The organism is Pararhizobium capsulatum DSM 1112, assembly GCF_030814475.1.
GTDB lineage: Bacteria > Pseudomonadota > Alphaproteobacteria > Rhizobiales > Rhizobiaceae > Pararhizobium > Pararhizobium capsulatum.
This window is the reverse complement of the sequence record NZ_JAUSVF010000001.1, coordinates 1,759,324-1,775,766: the sequence shown is the minus strand read 5'-3', so window position 1 is coordinate 1,775,766 and position 16,443 is coordinate 1,759,324. Positions and strand designations below refer to the sequence as shown.

17 protein-coding genes are annotated in these 16,443 nt (G+C 60.8%); 5 read left to right on the top strand and 12 right to left on the bottom strand.

What is annotated here, in order from left to right; translation table 11 throughout:
• Positions 1–15: 15 nt before the first annotated feature.
• Both QO002_RS08500 and QO002_RS08495 read right to left on the bottom strand, forming a co-directional pair.
• Positions 16–1,032: a peptidoglycan-binding domain-containing protein gene (locus QO002_RS08500; protein ID WP_307228604.1), complete on the bottom strand. Its 1,017-nt coding sequence runs from the start codon at positions 1,030–1,032 to the stop codon at positions 16–18.
• Complete coding sequence (locus tag QO002_RS08495) at positions 1,004–2,632, bottom strand: sensor histidine kinase (protein ID WP_307228602.1); 1,629 nt, start codon at positions 2,630–2,632, stop codon at positions 1,004–1,006. Before QO002_RS08495 ends, QO002_RS08500 begins: the two co-directional genes overlap by 29 nt.
• A 551-nt stretch (positions 2,633–3,183) precedes the next feature.
• On the opposite strand from QO002_RS08495, the gene QO002_RS08490 reads away from it, so the two are divergent.
• The 3 genes from QO002_RS08490 to QO002_RS08480 all read left to right on the top strand — a co-directional run bounded on the left by QO002_RS08490 (position 3,184) and on the right by QO002_RS08480 (position 5,623).
• A complete protein-coding gene (locus QO002_RS08490; protein ID WP_307228600.1) occupies positions 3,184–3,672 on the top strand; it encodes a DUF5330 domain-containing protein in 489 nt (162 codons plus the stop codon).
• A gap of 105 nt (positions 3,673–3,777) precedes the next feature.
• Complete coding sequence (locus tag QO002_RS08485) at positions 3,778–4,236, top strand: SufE family protein (RefSeq protein WP_307228597.1); 459 nt, start codon at positions 3,778–3,780, stop codon at positions 4,234–4,236.
• Between the two features lie 178 nt (positions 4,237–4,414).
• Positions 4,415–5,623 carry an IS701 family transposase gene (locus QO002_RS08480; RefSeq protein WP_307228595.1) on the top strand — a complete coding sequence of 403 codons (1,209 nt, stop codon included), beginning with the start codon at positions 4,415–4,417 and terminating at the stop codon, positions 5,621–5,623.
• Here QO002_RS08480 and QO002_RS08475 read toward each other — a convergent pair.
• The 10 genes from QO002_RS08475 to trhA all read right to left on the bottom strand — a co-directional run bounded on the left by QO002_RS08475 (position 5,565) and on the right by trhA (position 14,279).
• The gene (locus tag QO002_RS08475; RefSeq protein ID WP_307228592.1) at positions 5,565–6,065 is read right to left on the bottom strand and encodes a helix-turn-helix domain-containing protein; all 501 of its coding nucleotides are present in this window, start codon (positions 6,063–6,065) and stop codon (positions 5,565–5,567) included. The two genes, QO002_RS08480 and QO002_RS08475, sit on opposite strands and share 59 nt — an antisense overlap.
• A 475-nt stretch (positions 6,066–6,540) precedes the next feature.
• Complete coding sequence (locus QO002_RS08470; RefSeq protein ID WP_307228590.1) at positions 6,541–6,972, bottom strand: Ros/MucR family transcriptional regulator; 432 nt, start codon at positions 6,970–6,972, stop codon at positions 6,541–6,543.
• Positions 6,973–7,478: 506 nt separating this feature from the next.
• Positions 7,479–7,856 (bottom strand): monovalent cation/H(+) antiporter subunit G, encoded by a 378-nt coding sequence (gene mnhG / locus QO002_RS08465; protein WP_370878467.1) that lies wholly within the window; start codon positions 7,854–7,856, stop codon positions 7,479–7,481.
• On the bottom strand, positions 7,856–8,242 hold the full coding sequence (locus QO002_RS08460) for a cation:proton antiporter (protein WP_307228588.1): 387 nt from the start codon (positions 8,240–8,242) through the stop codon (positions 7,856–7,858). Before QO002_RS08460 ends, mnhG begins: the two co-directional genes overlap by 1 nt.
• Positions 8,239–8,715 (bottom strand): Na+/H+ antiporter subunit E, encoded by a 477-nt coding sequence (locus QO002_RS08455; protein ID WP_307228586.1) that lies wholly within the window; start codon positions 8,713–8,715, stop codon positions 8,239–8,241. The genes QO002_RS08460 and QO002_RS08455 overlap by 4 nt, the downstream gene beginning before the upstream one ends.
• Positions 8,712–10,271: a Na+/H+ antiporter subunit D gene (locus QO002_RS08450; RefSeq protein ID WP_307228584.1), complete on the bottom strand. Its 1,560-nt coding sequence runs from the start codon at positions 10,269–10,271 to the stop codon at positions 8,712–8,714. The genes QO002_RS08455 and QO002_RS08450 overlap by 4 nt, the downstream gene beginning before the upstream one ends.
• A gap of 6 nt (positions 10,272–10,277) precedes the next feature.
• Positions 10,278–10,655 (bottom strand): Na+/H+ antiporter subunit C, encoded by a 378-nt coding sequence (locus QO002_RS08445; RefSeq protein WP_307233250.1) that lies wholly within the window; start codon positions 10,653–10,655, stop codon positions 10,278–10,280.
• Positions 10,655–11,083, bottom strand: coding sequence for a Na+/H+ antiporter subunit B (locus QO002_RS08440; RefSeq protein WP_307228582.1), 429 nt, complete (start codon positions 11,081–11,083; stop codon positions 10,655–10,657). Before QO002_RS08440 ends, QO002_RS08445 begins: the two co-directional genes overlap by 1 nt.
• Positions 11,080–13,449: a putative monovalent cation/H+ antiporter subunit A gene (locus QO002_RS08435; RefSeq protein ID WP_307228580.1), complete on the bottom strand. Its 2,370-nt coding sequence runs from the start codon at positions 13,447–13,449 to the stop codon at positions 11,080–11,082. The genes QO002_RS08440 and QO002_RS08435 overlap by 4 nt, the downstream gene beginning before the upstream one ends.
• Positions 13,450–13,619: 170 nt before the next feature.
• Positions 13,620–14,279, bottom strand: coding sequence for a PAQR family membrane homeostasis protein TrhA (gene trhA, locus QO002_RS08430; RefSeq protein ID WP_307233248.1), 660 nt, complete (start codon positions 14,277–14,279; stop codon positions 13,620–13,622).
• 239 nt (positions 14,280–14,518) lie between these two features.
• Between trhA and QO002_RS08425 the strand changes: the two genes are divergently transcribed.
• Both QO002_RS08425 and QO002_RS08420 read left to right on the top strand, forming a co-directional pair.
• The gene (locus tag QO002_RS08425; protein ID WP_307228578.1) at positions 14,519–15,901 is read left to right on the top strand and encodes an SEL1-like repeat protein; all 1,383 of its coding nucleotides are present in this window, start codon (positions 14,519–14,521) and stop codon (positions 15,899–15,901) included.
• 104 nt (positions 15,902–16,005) lie between these two features.
• Positions 16,006–16,257: a YMGG-like glycine zipper-containing protein gene (locus tag QO002_RS08420; RefSeq protein ID WP_307228576.1), complete on the top strand. Its 252-nt coding sequence runs from the start codon at positions 16,006–16,008 to the stop codon at positions 16,255–16,257.
• Positions 16,258–16,443 lie beyond the last annotated feature (186 nt).

The following is a 16,443-nucleotide window of genomic DNA, read 5'->3' as shown; positions in this document are numbered from 1 at the left end:
ACAAGCAAGCCGGCTTCAAAGTGCGCCGATATCCTTCATCTTGCGCAACACCGTTTCGCTCGGTTCGCCGGTTGGCGGCAGGCGATAGTGTTTTTCGAAGTGACGGATGGCTTCCCGCGTCTGGTCACCAGCCACGCCATCGACGGTTACATCGGCATAGGCGAGGTTGACCAGTCCGCGCTGGATATTCATGACCAGTTCGCTGGAGGCCGGGATGTCGGCCTTGGGAATATACTGCGGATCGATGTTCGCCTGCCGGATGGCGGCGGCGACGGGATCGAGTTCGCCCTTTTCCGCCTTCACAGTTTCATAGGGGCGTGAATCGGGCTTGGCTGCGACAACCGTCTTGCGGGCGCTGCGGAGGCTGGCGAGAAGCTGCTCGCTTGCGGCACCGGTCACCGGGCGTCCGGCCTGTCGTTCGAAGACTTGAATGGCGGCTACAGTCTTCGGACCCATCTTGCCGTCGGCCTGGCCATCATAGAAGCCGCGACGCACCAGTTCCTCCTGAACCGAGGCGATCAGCTTCGGGTTCTGTGCGGCATCGACCTCGGGGGCCGAGCCGGCAATGATCGAGGCAACGCTATCGACATCCGCCTGTGGGGACGGCTGCGGTCTCTCCGCCGCCGCCTGCTGGGGTACGGACTGCGTCGGCGTTGCGGCATCCGGCGACGCTTCGGCGGCGGCCTCGGCTTCACCCTCCCGTTTGATGACGAATGTCGTCACCGTCTTCGGATCGAGGCTCGTCTCACCTGTCGTGAGACGCGACGGATCGGGAGATGTCAAAGGTAACCGCGTGCGCAGGAACGGTGATGGATGAGCTCCCGGCTGATACCATAGCGCATTGGCCGCCACGAAGGAGAAAACCACGAAAAACGCGGCCGCTCCGCCGACGGGACCCGGATTTCGTGCAGCCAGCCGCCCGCCAAGCGCCAGACCGCTTCCGACAATACGGAGACCGCGCATCGCAAGAGACGGTGCGCGCGATTTCGTTTTTCGTTTCTTGTCAGGCTGTTTTCGCTTTTGTGGCGCCATGCTGCGGCCCCTCGCTGCTTCTTGCGGCGCTTGTCGCACCATGGGTTTTATCCAGATCCAGTATCTCGCGTGTTTCCACCCGATCCTTCAGCCGTGGCGGAAACTCGACCATCGTGCCGGTCGCAGCGACGCGATCCAGCGTCGCCTGCTCGCCGGTGACAATGCCCGATCCATCAAGCGGGATCGTCACGGTGACGACGGTGCCTTCGCCGGCGCGGCTTGCAATTTCAAAGCTGCCGCCGTGGAGCGCCACCAGTCCCTTGACCAACGAAAGACCAAGCCCCGTTCCCTCGTACTTGCGGGTATAATCGTTCTGCACTTGGACGAACGGCTGGCCGATCAGGGCAAGCTTGTTGTGGGCGATGCCGATGCCGGTATCGCTGACTACGAGCCTCAGCGTGTCGTGTGTCGTGTCCGCGTCGATCGTCACCAGCCCGCCCGCGTCGGTGAACTTGATGGCGTTGCCAACGAGGTTGATGAGGATCTGATGAATGGCCCGCTCGTCGGCGTTGACGTCGCCGATGCCCCGCATCAGCCGGCTGGTCAGCTGCACGCCCTTTTCACGCGCCTGCAACGCCAGCATGCCCTCGCAAGCCTTGACGGCGTCGGCGATCGGGAAAAGTTCCGGTATCAGTTCGTAGCGGCCCGCCTCGATCTTGCTCATGTCCAGCATGGTGTTGACCACCGACAGGAGATGGGAGCCGGACTGGTTGATCAGCTTGACGTATTCCCGCTGACGGTCGTTTTCGAGCTTGCCGAAATACTCGCCGGACAGGATGTCGGAAAAACCGAGGATGGCATTAAGCGGCGTGCGCAGTTCGTGGCTGACGGCTGCAAGGAAGCGTGACTTGGCGTCGTTTGCCGACTCGGCCAGCGCTGCCTTGTGCGCAGCCTCTTCGCGCAACCGCGCTTCGTCCGAGATGTCGAAGGATTGAACGAGGATCGACGACAGGGCCGCATCGCTGCTCTCGCCCGCGAAAATAGCGGTCATTTCACAGCGCATGTGTACGAACTGATCACCCTCGGCCGAAAGGCTCGGACGTTCGAAGCGGATTTCCACCACTGCCTGTCCGTTGCCCTGCCGCAGCGTGTCGATCGCCGTCAGGAAGAGAAGACGATCAGACACGTGGATCTGATCGAGGAAACCGCGGCCGGCCGGGTCGCGCATCCAGGTCAGATAGGCCGCAGCATCGCGACCGTGAACGGCCGTTACCGTGCCGCGAATATCGTGGACGGTCACGAGGCCCGCAAAGAAGTCGTAACAAGCGCCCTGCGCTACGGCGCTCACCTCGGGAACGGCAGCCTGCACCATCAGTGCGGATTGACCTCGCAGATAGGAGACGGCGCCGACGGACGCCAGAAGTGCTGCAGATGTTACGAGGCCCGCGCCGACAGGCAGGGCCAGGGAGGCGGGAAGCATGGCGCAGAGTGCGAGCGGAACAGCGGGGAAGGCAACCAGAGCGGACGCGGCAATGCTGCGGATGACGGCAAACTCGCGATCCCTCGCCGGCTCGCCGGCAATACGCGGCGGCAGCCAGAGGCGCGCGACGTCGTCCACGCGGGACGCCATCTTGCCGGCTATGTTACGCAATACGCTCACTTTCGACCCTGTAAAATCGTTTTATTGAGCACCCGTCATGGGCGCGTTATTGGTGGGGCCGGCGCTGTCTCGATCTCCTTTCAGGGATCTTTCAGGCAGTGCCGTCGACCGTTCGAATGTCGCACCGGCGACTTAATGAAAGAATAAATCCAAGCTGCAGGAGACCGCGCAAAAGCCCCGAAAGTGCCATTCCGGGACAAATCGAAGGGGCTTTGTCTTTTGTGGTTAATGGCGCGTAAGCACCGGATTTTAGTTGTCTTTCTTTCGGTCGTTAACCTTTGTGGCAGGTGTCCCGATTTGGGATCCCCGCATTTACGGCACTTGGCGCGCGGGGTCTGCCATGTTGCTTAACGCCGATCGGTAAAATGCGATGAAAATGCCGTTCAAATGCCACTCTTTCAAATTTTAAGAAAAGACGGTGCAAATGCGACCGGTTTTTGCAAAGCCCTGTTTCGAACCGATCCGTAATGTGGGATCAAGAGGCAGCGGACCGACAAGTCCGGCAAAGACCGGACGCCGCCCGCCGCCACTCACAGAGGATGGGCAAGACGATGTGGTTTCTGATCAAGGGAACGTTCTGGTTCTCGCTGGTGCTGGTGCTTCTACCGTTTCTCGATACGACGAGCACGAAGACGCTTGAAAACGGACCGAAGGTCAATGTCGGCGATACCGTCTCGGCAGCGACCGAGGCTTTCACCTACATTTCGGCAATCTGTGTGCAGAAGCCGGATGTCTGCGAGAAAGGTGCCGAAACCTTCGTGGCCCTTGGCCACCGAGCCCGCGAAGGCGCCCGCATCGCCTATCAGTTCCTCGATACCCAATTTGCGGAGCCGGGCGATGCCGTGATGACCGGCACGATCACCGATCCGGTGGCCAAGGTCATCACCGAAAACCCGATTGAAGCCGCCCCTGCGAAATACGTCACCATTGATCCCGCCGCGGATGCCGCGACTACGGAAGCCGAAGCAGCGGACGCGCCTTTCATGCGCATCCCGGTCCCCGAAAAGCGCATCGAGCCCAGGGCACAGCCTGCTGGCTAAATTCTTTCGAACTGCCTGAACGCCGGATTTTACGGCCGCCGTGAGGAACGCCCACCCCCCACGGCTTTTTCTTTTTGTGTTCTCATCACGCCGTTGATCGCCTATATGAGGCGCATGGATCAGAAGAACACCACCGGCCTCACGCCCCTCGCCGAGATCATCGATAACTGCGCCTTTCTGGACGATTGGCAGGATCGGATGAGCTATGTCATGGAGCTTGGCCGCAAGCTGCCGGAAATGCCCGAAAGCGACCGCACGGCCGATAACAAGGTCCAGGGCTGCGCCAGTCAGGTATGGCTCGTGACCCGCGCCGACGAAGCTTCAGAAGATCCGCTCATGACCTTCGAGGGCGAATCGGATGCCCATATCGTGCGCGGCCTTGTCGCCATCGTGCTCTCGATCTTTTCAGGAAAACGCGCCTCCGACATCGCCGGCATAGACGCGCTCGACCTGTTCGGCCGCATGGGCCTGATCGAATACCTGACGGCGCAGCGCGCCAACGGCCTGAGATCGATGGTCAAGCGCATCAAGGACGAAGCTGCCCTCCGGGTGGCACGGGACTGAGTTCGACTTTGTACAAAATTCTTTGGGAATTTGAGTTGGTTGGCGGCGCTGACAGGCTGCGTCCGGCCGGCTTATGGTGCATACCAGCGCACGCATTTCGATCATCTGTACTGGGTGAATCAATTTGTCGCAGTCTCTTTGCCTTGCCTGTTTCGTCTGAGCGGATTCGAACCGATGGATGACCGATCATAATGAGAACTGCGTCGGGTCGAGTGATCCTGTTCCGCACATCCTTCACCAGTGGCTGTCGTCGTTTCGTCCCTGGTTCACGGCACCCAGCTGGGAGCATCTGCTGGTCCTGGTGATGGGCGCGATCCTGTCTCCAGGCAAACGAACAGTATCGTCGTGTTTGCGGATCACCGGCCGCGCCGAGGCCGGCAATTTTTCCCTCTACCATCAGCTGCTTAATCGCGCGCGTTGGAACCCGCGCACACTGGCTTCGCGGCTGCTATCGGTTGTTGTCGCCCGCCTCGTACCTGCTGGCCCTGTCATTATCGGCATGGACGACACCATCGAACGCCGATGGGGACCAAAGATTGCCGCCCGCGGCATCTATCGCGATCCGGTGCGCTCCAGTCACGGTCACTTCGTCAAAGCCAGCGGCTTGCGCTGGCTGAGCTTCATGGTTCTTGCCCCAGTCCCATGGGCCAAATGCATCAAGGCCCTGCCAGTCTTGACGCTGTTATGCCCCTCGGAGCGCTACGATAAGAAAAGGGGACGAAAGCATAAACTGCTGACGGATTGGGCAAGGCAGGGCGTGCTGCAGCTCTGCCGATGGCTACCTGGTCGCGACATCATCTTTGTCGGAGACAGCAGTTTTGCGGTTCACACCCTGGCTGCGGCTCTTCCCCACAAAGCCATCCTCATCACACGCTTGCGCCTGGATGCAAGTCTGTTTGCTCCACCAGACCAACGGCACGAACACACGCTTGGGAGGCCTGCACAAAAGGGCATGCCACAGCCCAAACTGAAGACGATCCTGCACCATCCCAAAACCGTGTGGCAGCGCATTACCGCCTCAAGCTGGTACGGACGAGAAACGAACAAGAGCCTCGATATTACCTCTTCCACCGGGTTATGGTACCGGCGAGGAACGCCGCCAAAGCTAATTCGCTGGGTGTTGGTCCGAGACCCCTCAGGCCGCCGCGAACCGCAGGCGTTCATGAGCACCAATACCGATCTCGAACCAGCTCAGATCATTGCCTACTTCGTTCGGCGCTGGCAAATCGAGGTAACGTTCGCGGCCGATGCCGACCGCGCCCTGTTTCGCCGCCCTGGCAACCGCCGACAGAAGACGCGGCAATTCCCGCTGTTCGCCCTGCCCCGCCTCACGCATTGTCGCAGCCCCCCACAGCACCGAAGACGGAGACAACCACTCGCTCGATAGCCGCGAGGAATTCGTCATAGGCCTTGTCGTCCCGGCGGTCCTCGACAACATTGCAGGCGTGGCCCACAGTCGTGCGGTCACGCCCGAAGGCGATGCCGATATCGGTCAGCGAAAGCTGCAGCACGACGTGGCAGATATACATGGCGATCTGGCGAATATGGCAGGAGGCACGGCGACGATCCCGGCGCAATTGCACCCGTTCGGACACCAGCATCACCATCTCCGCCGTTAACTGCCGCACGATACGGCAGCGCATGTGCACGCTCACCGGCACGGGCGAAAGTGAACCGGCATCCACGGGCGATAGTGCTGCGTCCGGCAAAGCGTGCGACTTGAGCTCCAGAGCGTGGCGCGTCAGAAAAGGCCGTTGCGACGCAGATGGCCCTTGGTCGACCCAATTGGGTATCGGAGGCTGCGGGGATTCCAGAGAGAAAAGGCGCATGACAAACTCCTCTTGAATAGGAATTATTTCATACACCCTAGGGCATAAACGGGGAGGATTGAAGCCGACGAAGAAACGAAAATCTTTGTTTTATTAGGTTTTTCGCCTTATTGATTGATTCAATATAGGTATTTTTTCCTCATCTTAAAAAAGATAAGAATACAAAATCTCTGTTCGGCGGGGAAATTTCATGAGGGAATACGGCGGGGCGGATCGTCAGCCGCCTGTCAATCGACCAAAGCGGGGTCGATCTTTCAAATTCGCTTCCGGCGCAGCAAGTTTTTGATTTTACGCATGTCGTTTTCACAAAACCGCTGCGCACTTTTGTGCGACCTGCTCCAGTCTTGGCGCCATCAGACGCGAAGACTGGAGAGCTGGCATACTGCGGGATCAGGAGGATGAGCGCCTTGACGTCAATGGCGCAAGCCATCCCTCGATGATCAGAATCTGATCGATCTGAAAAGCAGCTTGGAGCTTACTTGGCGCCGCGCTTGCGGCGTTGGCCGAGGCCCATTTCCTTGGCAAGGCGCGAACGGGCTTCGGCATAGGCCGGAGCAACCATCGGGTAATCGACCGGCAGTTCCCACTTTTCGCGGTAATCTTCCGGCGACAGGCTGTGATGGGTCATCAGGTGGCGCTTCAACGACTTGAAGTTGCCGCCGCATTCAAGACATGTGATCTGGTCGTCCTGAACGGACTTGCGGACGGAAACGGCCGGCTTCGGCTTTTCGACAGCAACGACAACGGGGGCCGGGGTGCCGGTATTGTTCAAGGCTGCATGCACATCACCGATCAGGGTCGGCAGTTCGGCAACGGGAACGACGTGATTGCTGACATAAGCCGCAACGATTTCCGCCGTGAGTTCGACGAGCAGATCATGCGCTACGCCAGTCTGGTTATCCGTCATGTTTTTCTTCTCCTATCGGATTCAGTCGGGCCGCAACGGGTTTATCGCGACCACCAGTTCTTATTGTTTCGAAAGCGCCACAGTCGGGCAGACCACGTTGCACAAGAACGCGAACGCGCTTTCGCACGCCGCGCGGGCAACACAAGAACATCATTCCGGTTCAAAGCCCCAATTACCAAGACGCCGGCCACATCGACATCTCAAAGCAATGGGAGCTTCTCAACCCCTAATGGAATTTCAGTCTCAAGTAATATGACCAATGACACTTTGCCATTACTCGATTAACACTGATCCAGTAAAAGTCCAATAATATTTTGTGCGCCTTTTTCGCTACTCATCTTGAATTGTGACCCCTCTAAGGCACAACAGTTATTTCCTCAAAAAAACGGTAAATTGTTTCTCAACATGTCTGACGCAATAACCGTCTCATGCTCATATGATTTCGCACGCAAATACACTCGACGCGTTACTTCCAATTGGATTTTTTTCCCGCAAAACGCGAAGAATCAGGACCGATGGGATTTTTCCGCGTCACGCGACAGCGCGTCCATGACGGACGAACGATCGAGCCGATGGCCGGACTGGTGCGCGGCCTTGGCCAGCAGATGGGCGGCAACTGGCGCGGTCATCAACAGGAAGACGACGCCCGCCAACGCCCTGAGCAACGTGGCAAGATCGCCTGCGTGAATGCCGGCGGCAATCAGCAGCAGGCTCGATCCAACCGTGCCCGCCTTTGATGCGGCATGCATGCGGGTATAGAGATCGGGAAAACGCAGGACGCCGAGCGACGCCAGCAGCGCGAACAGGCCGCCGACAACCACAAGCAGCGAGAGCAGGATGGCGAGCGCCATGTCGAGAACCGCCGTATCGAAACCGGGCTGCATCAGCGCCTCCCCTTGCGCTTGTTCGTGCGTTGCTGGTGCCCTGCCCCCTTGCGCGAGGCAACAAGGCTCTTGGCGCTGGCATGCGGCTTCACCGGCTCCTCCTCCGGTGAAATCCCCTGCGCCAGCACGAAACGGGCGAAGGCCACCGTCGCCAGGAAGCCGACAAGGCCAAGCGCGATGGCGATATCGACATAGAGATTGACATCCGTGCGGATGGCGATGGCGGCGATCATGCCGATGGCGATGCCAACCAGCATGTCGAGACCGACGATCCGGTCCGGCAATGTGGGCCCACGGATGATACGCACCGTGGTGATCAGCAGACTGGCGGAAAGAAAGAGGAGTGCCACGAAGGTTGCGGCATCAAGGATCGCATCCGGTGTCATAGCGGAAAGGCCTCCCGGATACGGCGCTCGAAACCGCCTGCAATATCGCGCTTCAGGGCGACAGGGTCGGAGCAATCGAGCGCATGGACATAGAGAAGCCGCCGGTCCCGTGAGACATCGACGGACAGCGTTCCCGGCGTCAGCGTGATCAGGTTGGCAAGCAGCGTAATCTCGAAATCCCTGGTCACCGTCAGCGGAAAGGCGAAGATGCCGGGCTTCAAAACCAGCCGCGGCGTCAGCACCTGCACGGCGACTCGGTAGGCCGACATCGCCAGTTCCTTGATGAACAGCGCCGCCAGAAGCAGGGCCGCTAGAGGCCTCACCTTCAGCTTGGCCTCGCTGACATGGGCGCGGGCAATCCAGAGCGAAAGCACCGCGACCACGAGGCCGAGCAGCACGTTCGCAACCGTCATGCTGCCGGTGATGGCCATCCAGGCGACCGTCAGGAAGAGGACGAGACCGACACGCCTCATGGCTTCACCTCCGCGCCGAAGACGGACTGGATATAGGTTGATGGCGCAGTCAACCCCTCGGCTGCCGTCTTCGCCGCCGCAATCAGCGGCTCGGGGTAGAGACCGACCAGGATGCTGGCGAGCGTAAGAGCTGCGACGGGAAGCAATGCCGCTGGAGACACCGTTTCCCCTGTTCCGACTGCTCTCTCGCCCGTCGGGCGCCAATAGGCGATGAGGAAGAAGCGGCCGGTGGCAATGGTAGTGAGGAAGCCGCTGACGAGCAGCGCGGCGGCAAGCCAGCCGGCACCTTGGGCGAGCGCCGCCTTGACCAGCATCAGCTTCGGCCAGAAACCCGAGAATGGCGGCAGGCCGGAGACGGAGAAGAACAGGATGAGCGTCAGCGCCGAGAGCGGCAGGTGACGCTGCCAGAGGCCGCCTGCCTCGGCGATTGCAAAGCTGCCGGCATGCCGCCCGGAAAGACCGATCGCCAGATAGAGCGCACTCATGACAAGCATGGAATGCACGCCGTAGACGATCGTTCCGGCCACGCCGTCGGCTCCCGACAGCGAGAGCCCGACCAGCATGGCGCCGATGCCGGAGATGACGAGATAACCGAGCAGCCTGCGCATATCGGCCTGCGCCAGCGCGCCCAGTGCGCCGGTCAGCATGGTGAAGGCGGCAACGACGGCAATCACCGTGGACAAGCTCTCGCGCTCCGCCGGAAACAGCATGACGCCGGTGCGCAGCAGCGCATAGACCCCGACCTTGGTGAGCAAGCCTGCAAACAGCGCCGAAACGACGATGCGCGGCGTGTGATAGGAGGCCGGCAGCCAGAAATTCACCGGAAAGGCCGCTGCCTTCATCCCGAAGGCGAAGAGATAGAGCGCAACAAGCGTCATCAGCGGCGCGCTGTCCGGCAAGGTGGGCACCTTGCGGACGATATCAGCCATGTTGAGCGTGCCGAAGATGCCGTAGAGATAGCCGGTGGCGATCAGGAACAAGGTGGTGGCGACGAGGTTGAGGAAGCCGTATTTCACCGCGCCGTCGATCTGGCGGTGCTCGGAACCGATGACCAGCAGGCCGAAGGACGAGATCAGCAGCACCTCGAACCAGACATAGAGGTTGAAGATATCGCCCGCGAGGAAAGCGCCGGAAACGCCGGCCATCAGCAGCAGCAGGAACGGATAGAACCCGTGGCGGCGTCCCTTCTCGTTGATATCACCGAGCGAATAAAGCGCGCAGGCAAAGGCAACGACAGAGGCGGTCAGCGAGAACAGCGCACCCATCATATCGACGGTGAAGGCGATGCCGAACGGCGGCAGCCAGCGGCCCATCATCATCGTTACCGGTCCGGATGCCGAGACATGGGCGATCAGACCGGCGTTGACGAGAACGAGAATGCCGAGCGTTGCAAGCGCGATTATACCTTGCAAGGCGGGCCGGCTGCGAAGCATCGTCAAGAGAGCGCCGGTCCCGATGCAGAGCGCCACCGGCAGAACGACGAGCCAGTCGGCCGCGTCGGGGGCTTCCGTCACAACAGCCAGAGAGAGGTCGATTGGGGATGCAGGTGAAGCCATGCCGTCTCAATACCCTTCCGGCGGCAAGACGGGTTCTTGCGGTTCAGTGATGCGCATGCGGTCCGTGTTGTCGGTGCCGAGCCCCTTGTAGGCGCGCCATGACAGCACCAGCAGGAAGGCAAAGAAGGAAAATGAAATGACGATCGCCGTCAGGATCAGCGCCTGCGGCAGCGGGTTGGCGACAGTGCTCGCCGGCACGTCGAGCCCGGGCTGGAGCACCGGCGGCACCTCGCGCAGAAGCCGGCCATTGGTGAAGATCAGGAGGTTGACGGCATTGCCGAGGATCGCGACGCCGATCAGCATGCGGATGATGAACTTCGACAGCAGGAGATAGACCGCAAAAGCGAAGAACAGGCCGGTCAGGATGGCGAGAACAGGTTCCATCATGCCTCGTCCTCCTCATTTTCTTCTTCCAGCGACAGCGCCACAGCGCCGATCGCGCCGACGACCACCAGATAGACGCCGACATCGAAGCTCATGACGGTGGCAAGGGGAATTTCCGTGCCGAGAATGACGGGGGTCACCCAGAGGCCAGTCATGAAGGGAGCCCCGAAGAGTGCGGAGACGAGGCCCGAAAGCGTGGCGATGAGCAATCCCGCTGCGGCAATCACCATCGGGTGGACATGAAGTGCCTTGCGCACCGCTCCGACGCCGAAGGTGATGCCATAGATCGAAAGGGCCGCAACCGCGATCAGCCCGCCGATGAAGCCGCCGCCCGGCGCATTATGCCCCCGCAACAGAACGAAGATGGAAAACAGCACCATGAGGCTCACCAGCACAGGCGCGACGGTGCGCAGGATGACCGAGTTCATCGGCGGCCTCCTTCGACAGACGCCAGTTCGGCCGGATCACCCGGCTGGCGCAGCGCACCGGCCCGAAGGCGGACCAGCGACAGGATGGAAAGGGCAGCGATCATCACGACAGCAATTTCGCCCAGCGTGTCGGTGCCGCGGAAATCGACGATGATGACGTTGACGATATTGCCGCCATGGGCGAGCGGCTTGGAGAAGCGCTCGAAGAAATCAGACAGCGACGAATCGAACGGCGTTTCCGTTACCTTCATCAGGAACAGCGTGATGCCGAGGCCGCAGGCAAGGGCGATCGCCGCATCGGGCAGCACCTGGGCGAGCGGGCGCTTGTCGGAGGGCGAGAGCCTCAGCCGCGTCATCACCAGCGTCAGGATGACGACCGAGAGCGTCTCAATCATGAACTGGGTGAAGGCGAGATCTGGTGCCCCGTAAAACAGGAAGATCATCGCCACGGAGAAACCCTGGATGCCGAGCGAAACGATCGCCGTCAGCCGGTTCTTCGCCAGCACCACCGCCGGCAGGCCGATCGCTGCCAGCAGCAGGATGGTAAGCTCGTGCAGCGGGATATCGGACGGGAAGACCGGCGCGCGGGCAAATTCGCCGTAGAAAACCGGGGGAGCGAGAAGCACGAACGCCAGCAGAACGAAGGTCACGGTCATGTAGGTATCGAGCCGGCCCGGCTGCAAGCGGCGGGTGACCGAAACGGCAAGCCGCACAAGGCCGGATATCGCCTGATCGAAAGCCCGATCAGGCCCCCAGCCAATGACGCCCAACAGAGCAGCCACCGCCTCGCGTCCTCGGGAAAGCCCGAGATAGACGCCGATGCCCAGCAAGCCCGTTACGATGGAGAGAAGGAGCGGCAGGCTCCAATGGGGAAACGGCAGCAGGTCGATCACATGCGCCTCGCCCGCAACGACGGAGGCCATTGGCGATGAGATCACCGCATGGAACGGCGTTGCGAAAACTGCCGCCAGCAGGCCGCCAAGCGCCATGACAGCAGGCCCGAGCCACAGCAGAACAGGCGCTTCATGTGGATGCTTCGGCGTCTCGGCCGGCGCTCCAATGAAAGGCGTCAGAGCAACGGCGAAGCCGGCGGCGAACATCAGGGCATTGCCGGCAATCGCGACGATGCACGCCGCAAGCAAAGCGACATCGCCACCCGTCAACGCCGCGTAGATCTCTTCCTTCGCGATGAAGCCCAGGAAAGGTGTAAATCCGCCCATGGACAGCGCGGCGGTCATGGCGATCAGGAACGTCAGCGGCATGGCGCGGCGCAGGCCGCCGAGCTTGGTCAGATCGCGCGTGCCGGTCTCATGGTCGATGATGCCGCTCACCATGAAGAGAGCGCCCTTGAACAGCGCGTGGGCGACGAGATAGAGCACCGCCGCATCGATCGCCCGCTCGGTTCCAAAGCCCGTCAGCATGACGAGAAGTCCGAGCGAGGCCATGGTCGTATAGGCGAGCATCATCTTCAGATCGACATGGCGGATGGCAAGCAGCGCGCCGAACAGCAGCGTGACGCCGCCGAAGACCGGCAGGATCGTCTCCCACATGACAGTGCCGCCCATGACCGGCGAAAGCCGCATCAGGAGATAGACACCGGCCTTCACCATCGTCGCAGAGTGCAGGTAGGCCGACACCGGCGTCGGCGCCTCCATGGCGTTGGGAAGCCAGAAATGGAACGGAAACTGCGCCGATTTCGTAAACGCACCGCCGAGAACAAGGATCAGCGCGACCGGATAAAGCGCACTCGCCCGGATCGTGTCGCCCGCGGCGAGAAGCCCGGACAGATCGGACACGCCGCTGATGTTCCAGAGAAGCAGAAGACCGGCCAGCAGGCTCAATCCCCCGCCGCCGGTGACAACCAGCGCCTGGAAGGCAGCGCGGCGCGCGGCCGTGCGCTGATGGTCGAAGCCGATGAGCAGGAAGGAGGTGATCGAGGTCAACTCCCAGAAGACGAACAGCGTGAACAGCCCATCGGAAACGACGACGCCCAGCATCGAGCCCATGAATAGGAAGATGTAGGAGAAGAAGCGGCCCTGTTGCGGATGGCCTTTCAGGTAGCCGCCGGCATAAAGAACGATCAGCGTGCCGATGCCGGAGATCAGCAAGGCGAAGCTCAGCGACAGCCCGTCGATCAACCAGGAAAAACGAATGGAAAGTGACGGGATCCAGTCATAGCCGCCGGTGACGGCGCTGCCGTCAGCAATAGCCGCTGAAAAACGGAAGAAGTGGACGAAAATACCTGCCGGCACCAATGCCAGCAGCCATGCCGCCCGATGCCCAAGAATCCGCGCGGCAAAAGGTGCTGCGACCGCCGCCAGGAACGGCGACAACAGAACAAACAAGGTCAGGCGCTCGGCGTGCATGCGTCCGAAGTTTTCCTCTCCCCGGCTGTGGACGCACCCTCCTCGTGGATACGGTCCGCAACGTATTCATCAATGCGGTCTGCGAAGAAGACCACATGTGTTCACTAGGGGATAGGATAGGGTGACCGGGAGTTCAAGGAAAACCGGCGGCTTTCCCAAGAAAGCGTATTTCAGATGGCACCGCTGCTGATGCAGGTAACGACCGCGCCGTAGTGAACGGCAGCAGCGGTGACGACGAAGCCGTGCCAGATCGCATTTTGATACCGCAGCTTTTCCCAGACATGGAAGATCACGCCGAGCGAATAGATGATGCCGCCGATAAGGATCAACGTCATGGTGGTGACGCTCAGTTGCGTCAGCAGAGGTTCCGCTGCAAAAACCCCGCTCCAGCCCATGGCGAGATAGAGCAGGATCGCCAACCGATCGAACCGTCCCGGATAGACGCATTTGATGAAAACACCGGCCGCCGCGATCGACCAGATGAAGATCAGCATGCCGAACAGGAAGGGATCTGCCCAGCCGCGTTGCAGGAAGGGCGTATAGGTCGCAGCGATCAGGATGAAGATCGAGGAATGATCGAAGCGACGCAGCCAGAACTTGGTGTTCGTCACCGGCCAGAGATTGTACATGAAGGAGATGGACAGCGTCGCCACCAGCCCTGCCCCATAAATCCAGGCAGCGGCAAGCTGTCCGGCCGAAGCCCAGACGGTCGCATAGAAGATCAACGCGGTAACGCCGATCAGCGCAAAAACCAGACCGACGCCATGGACGACGCCGTCGGCAATCAGCTCCGACTTGTCGTAGTTCCATTTCACGCCCGGTATCTGCACATCGGCCCCCATCATCCTTCCCCCGGGAATATATCCCGGGACTGTTTCACTGCTCAATTTGCCACAGAGAAGGTTACCGAAACAGCACCATCGATGTCGCAGCGCATCAAGAATTGAAACATGACGAAACGGTTGCGGATGCCCGACACGCAGCCGGCTGTTTCCCCGGTGACTTGCACGGTCGCTGCTTTTCAACACAATGGTACAACAAGAGTATGGCGGGCCGGGCACGGAACATCATGAAAGCTGACGCGGGAAAGCAGTCGACGAAACAGGGAAGCATGCTGATGGGACTTGTCGCGGGCATTGCGCTGCAGATTAGCCCGGTCGCAGCCCAGTCGGATCCCGGCGCCCACAGCGCTCCGGCCGTTTCGGCGCCGCCCCCGGCAAACAGGCGCGATCAAAGCTCGATCAGCAAGATCAAGCCGCTGACGCCGCGCATCGTGCGGGTCGGCGCCGACCCCTGTGACGCGCTGGCGGCCGATCCGCTGGATCACGACCGCGTGGTTGCGATCGATCCGGTCGAATTCGTCAATCTCGATGGCCCCGCGGCCCTTGCCGCCTGCGAGCAGTCCCACAGGCTGAAGTCCAACACCCTGCGCTTCACCTATCAATACGGCCGCGCCAAGGAGAAGATGAAAGATTATGCCGGTGCGCTCGCCCTCTATCGCAAGGCTGCCGATCGCGGCTACCCGGCCGCCTTTGCGGCCGTCGCCTATGCCTATGATACCGGCGAAGGTGTCGATCAGGACGAGAAACAAGCCTTCCACTGGTATCAGGAGGCCGCCAGCCGCAACAACGCCTGGGCCATGTTCAACGTCGCCTATTTCTACGATTCCGGCCGTGGTTTGGCCGAGGACGATACGGCGGCGCTGGAATGGTATCGCCGGGCGGCAGATAGCGGCAATGCCCGCGCCATGAACGATGCCGGCTTCCTGCTCGAAACCAGCAATCAGGTACCGCGCGATATCCCCGAAGCGCGGCGCTGGTATCTGCGGGCAGCCGAAGCCGGCAACATCGTCGGCATGGCCAATATCGCAAATTTCATGCTGAACGGCATCGGCGGCCCCGCCGACCTGCCCGGCGCGCTGAAATGGTACGAGACAGCGGAGAAAAACGACAATGCCGATGCGATCAACGGTCTCGGCTACATGTATTATTCGGGCCTCGGCGTGGAGAAGGATGTCGCCAAAGGCATGGCGCTCTATCGCCGCGCGGTGGACGCCGGCAGCGCAACGGCGCTCACCAATATCGGCTTTGCCTATGAGACCGGCGAAGGCGAAAAACAGGATTACGCCCAAGCAATCGCCTATTATCGCCGCGCAGCCGCTGGCGGCGATTCCATCGCCTTCAACAACATCGCCAATTTCTACGACAAGGGCCTTGGCATCGACCCTGATGCCGTCGAGGCGGCCGAGTGGATGGAAAAGGCGCTGCGCGCCGGGACCAGCTTCAGCCGCGACCAGATGCGCGACAACAGCGGCAACTGGTCACTCGGCTTCCGCAAGGCATTGCAGCGACGCCTGCGCGATCAATTGATCTATAGCGGACCGATCGATGGCGGTTTCGGTCCCCGAACGCAGGAGGCGATCGACAAGATTTATGGGGTGCGGCTGGATTGAGGGGGCTGCGGCGATTGCCGCATCACGTCCCCCTGCACTCTCGACAATCGCGCGCATTGCGTAGATGCTGCACCGTCATCACGTGAATGCAAAGGGATCAGATCATGAGAAAGCTTGTTGTTTTGATTGCAATGATTACGACCCTCACAGCCTGCACACAGACGGAGCGAGGCGCCGCGATCGGGGCAGGCTCGGGCGCGATCATTGGCGGCATTGCCAGCAATAGCTGGGGCGGGGCGGCTATCGGCGCTGTGGCCGGCGGCGTGGTAGGCAGCCTGATCGGCCACTCCAGGGAGCACGCTGGCTATTGCGTCTATCGTGATCGCAATGGACGCCGCTATGAGGCGCGCTGCTAGCGATCACAACCTCATCATTCGGAAAGGACGAGGCCTCACCCTGCCGGGAGTGAGACCTCGCACGCTGTCGGGTGGCCAGGATCGGCCTGCTGACGGCCGATCCTGGCCCTTTCTTGTGCTTGGTTTCAGGCCAAGACGGTTGCGAGGTCACAGCCTACCCGGGCACAGAAGCTGACCGAATCCCCT

Excerpts from the sequence above, each read along its gene's own strand:
- QO002_RS08460 (WP_307228588.1), bottom strand. The coding sequence starts at position 8,242 with ATGACACCGGATGCGATCCTTGATGCCGCAACCTTCGTGGCACTCCTC.
- QO002_RS08485 (WP_307228597.1), top strand. The coding sequence starts at position 3,778 with ATGAGGCGCATGGATCAGAAGAACACCACCGGCCTCACGCCCCTCGCC.
- QO002_RS08450 (WP_307228584.1), bottom strand. The coding sequence starts at position 10,271 with ATGGCTTCACCTGCATCCCCAATCGACCTCTCTCTGGCTGTTGTGACG.
- QO002_RS08475 (WP_307228592.1), bottom strand. The coding sequence starts at position 6,065 with ATGCGCCTTTTCTCTCTGGAATCCCCGCAGCCTCCGATACCCAATTGG.
- mnhG (WP_370878467.1), bottom strand. The coding sequence starts at position 7,856 with ATGCAGCCCGGTTTCGATACGGCGGTTCTCGACATGGCGCTCGCCATC.
- QO002_RS08470 (WP_307228590.1), bottom strand. The coding sequence starts at position 6,972 with ATGACGGATAACCAGACTGGCGTAGCGCATGATCTGCTCGTCGAACTC.
- QO002_RS08500 (WP_307228604.1), bottom strand. The coding sequence starts at position 1,032 with ATGGCGCCACAAAAGCGAAAACAGCCTGACAAGAAACGAAAAACGAAA.
- QO002_RS08440 (WP_307228582.1), bottom strand. The coding sequence starts at position 11,083 with ATGAACTCGGTCATCCTGCGCACCGTCGCGCCTGTGCTGGTGAGCCTC.
- QO002_RS08445 (WP_307233250.1), bottom strand. The coding sequence starts at position 10,655 with ATGGAACCTGTTCTCGCCATCCTGACCGGCCTGTTCTTCGCTTTTGCG.
- QO002_RS08425 (WP_307228578.1), top strand. The coding sequence starts at position 14,519 with ATGAAAGCTGACGCGGGAAAGCAGTCGACGAAACAGGGAAGCATGCTG.
- QO002_RS08490 (WP_307228600.1), top strand. The coding sequence starts at position 3,184 with ATGTGGTTTCTGATCAAGGGAACGTTCTGGTTCTCGCTGGTGCTGGTG.
- QO002_RS08480 (WP_307228595.1), top strand. The coding sequence starts at position 4,415 with ATGACCGATCATAATGAGAACTGCGTCGGGTCGAGTGATCCTGTTCCG.
- QO002_RS08420 (WP_307228576.1), top strand. The coding sequence starts at position 16,006 with ATGAGAAAGCTTGTTGTTTTGATTGCAATGATTACGACCCTCACAGCC.
- QO002_RS08455 (WP_307228586.1), bottom strand. The coding sequence starts at position 8,715 with ATGAGGCGTGTCGGTCTCGTCCTCTTCCTGACGGTCGCCTGGATGGCC.
- QO002_RS08435 (WP_307228580.1), bottom strand. The coding sequence starts at position 13,449 with ATGCACGCCGAGCGCCTGACCTTGTTTGTTCTGTTGTCGCCGTTCCTG.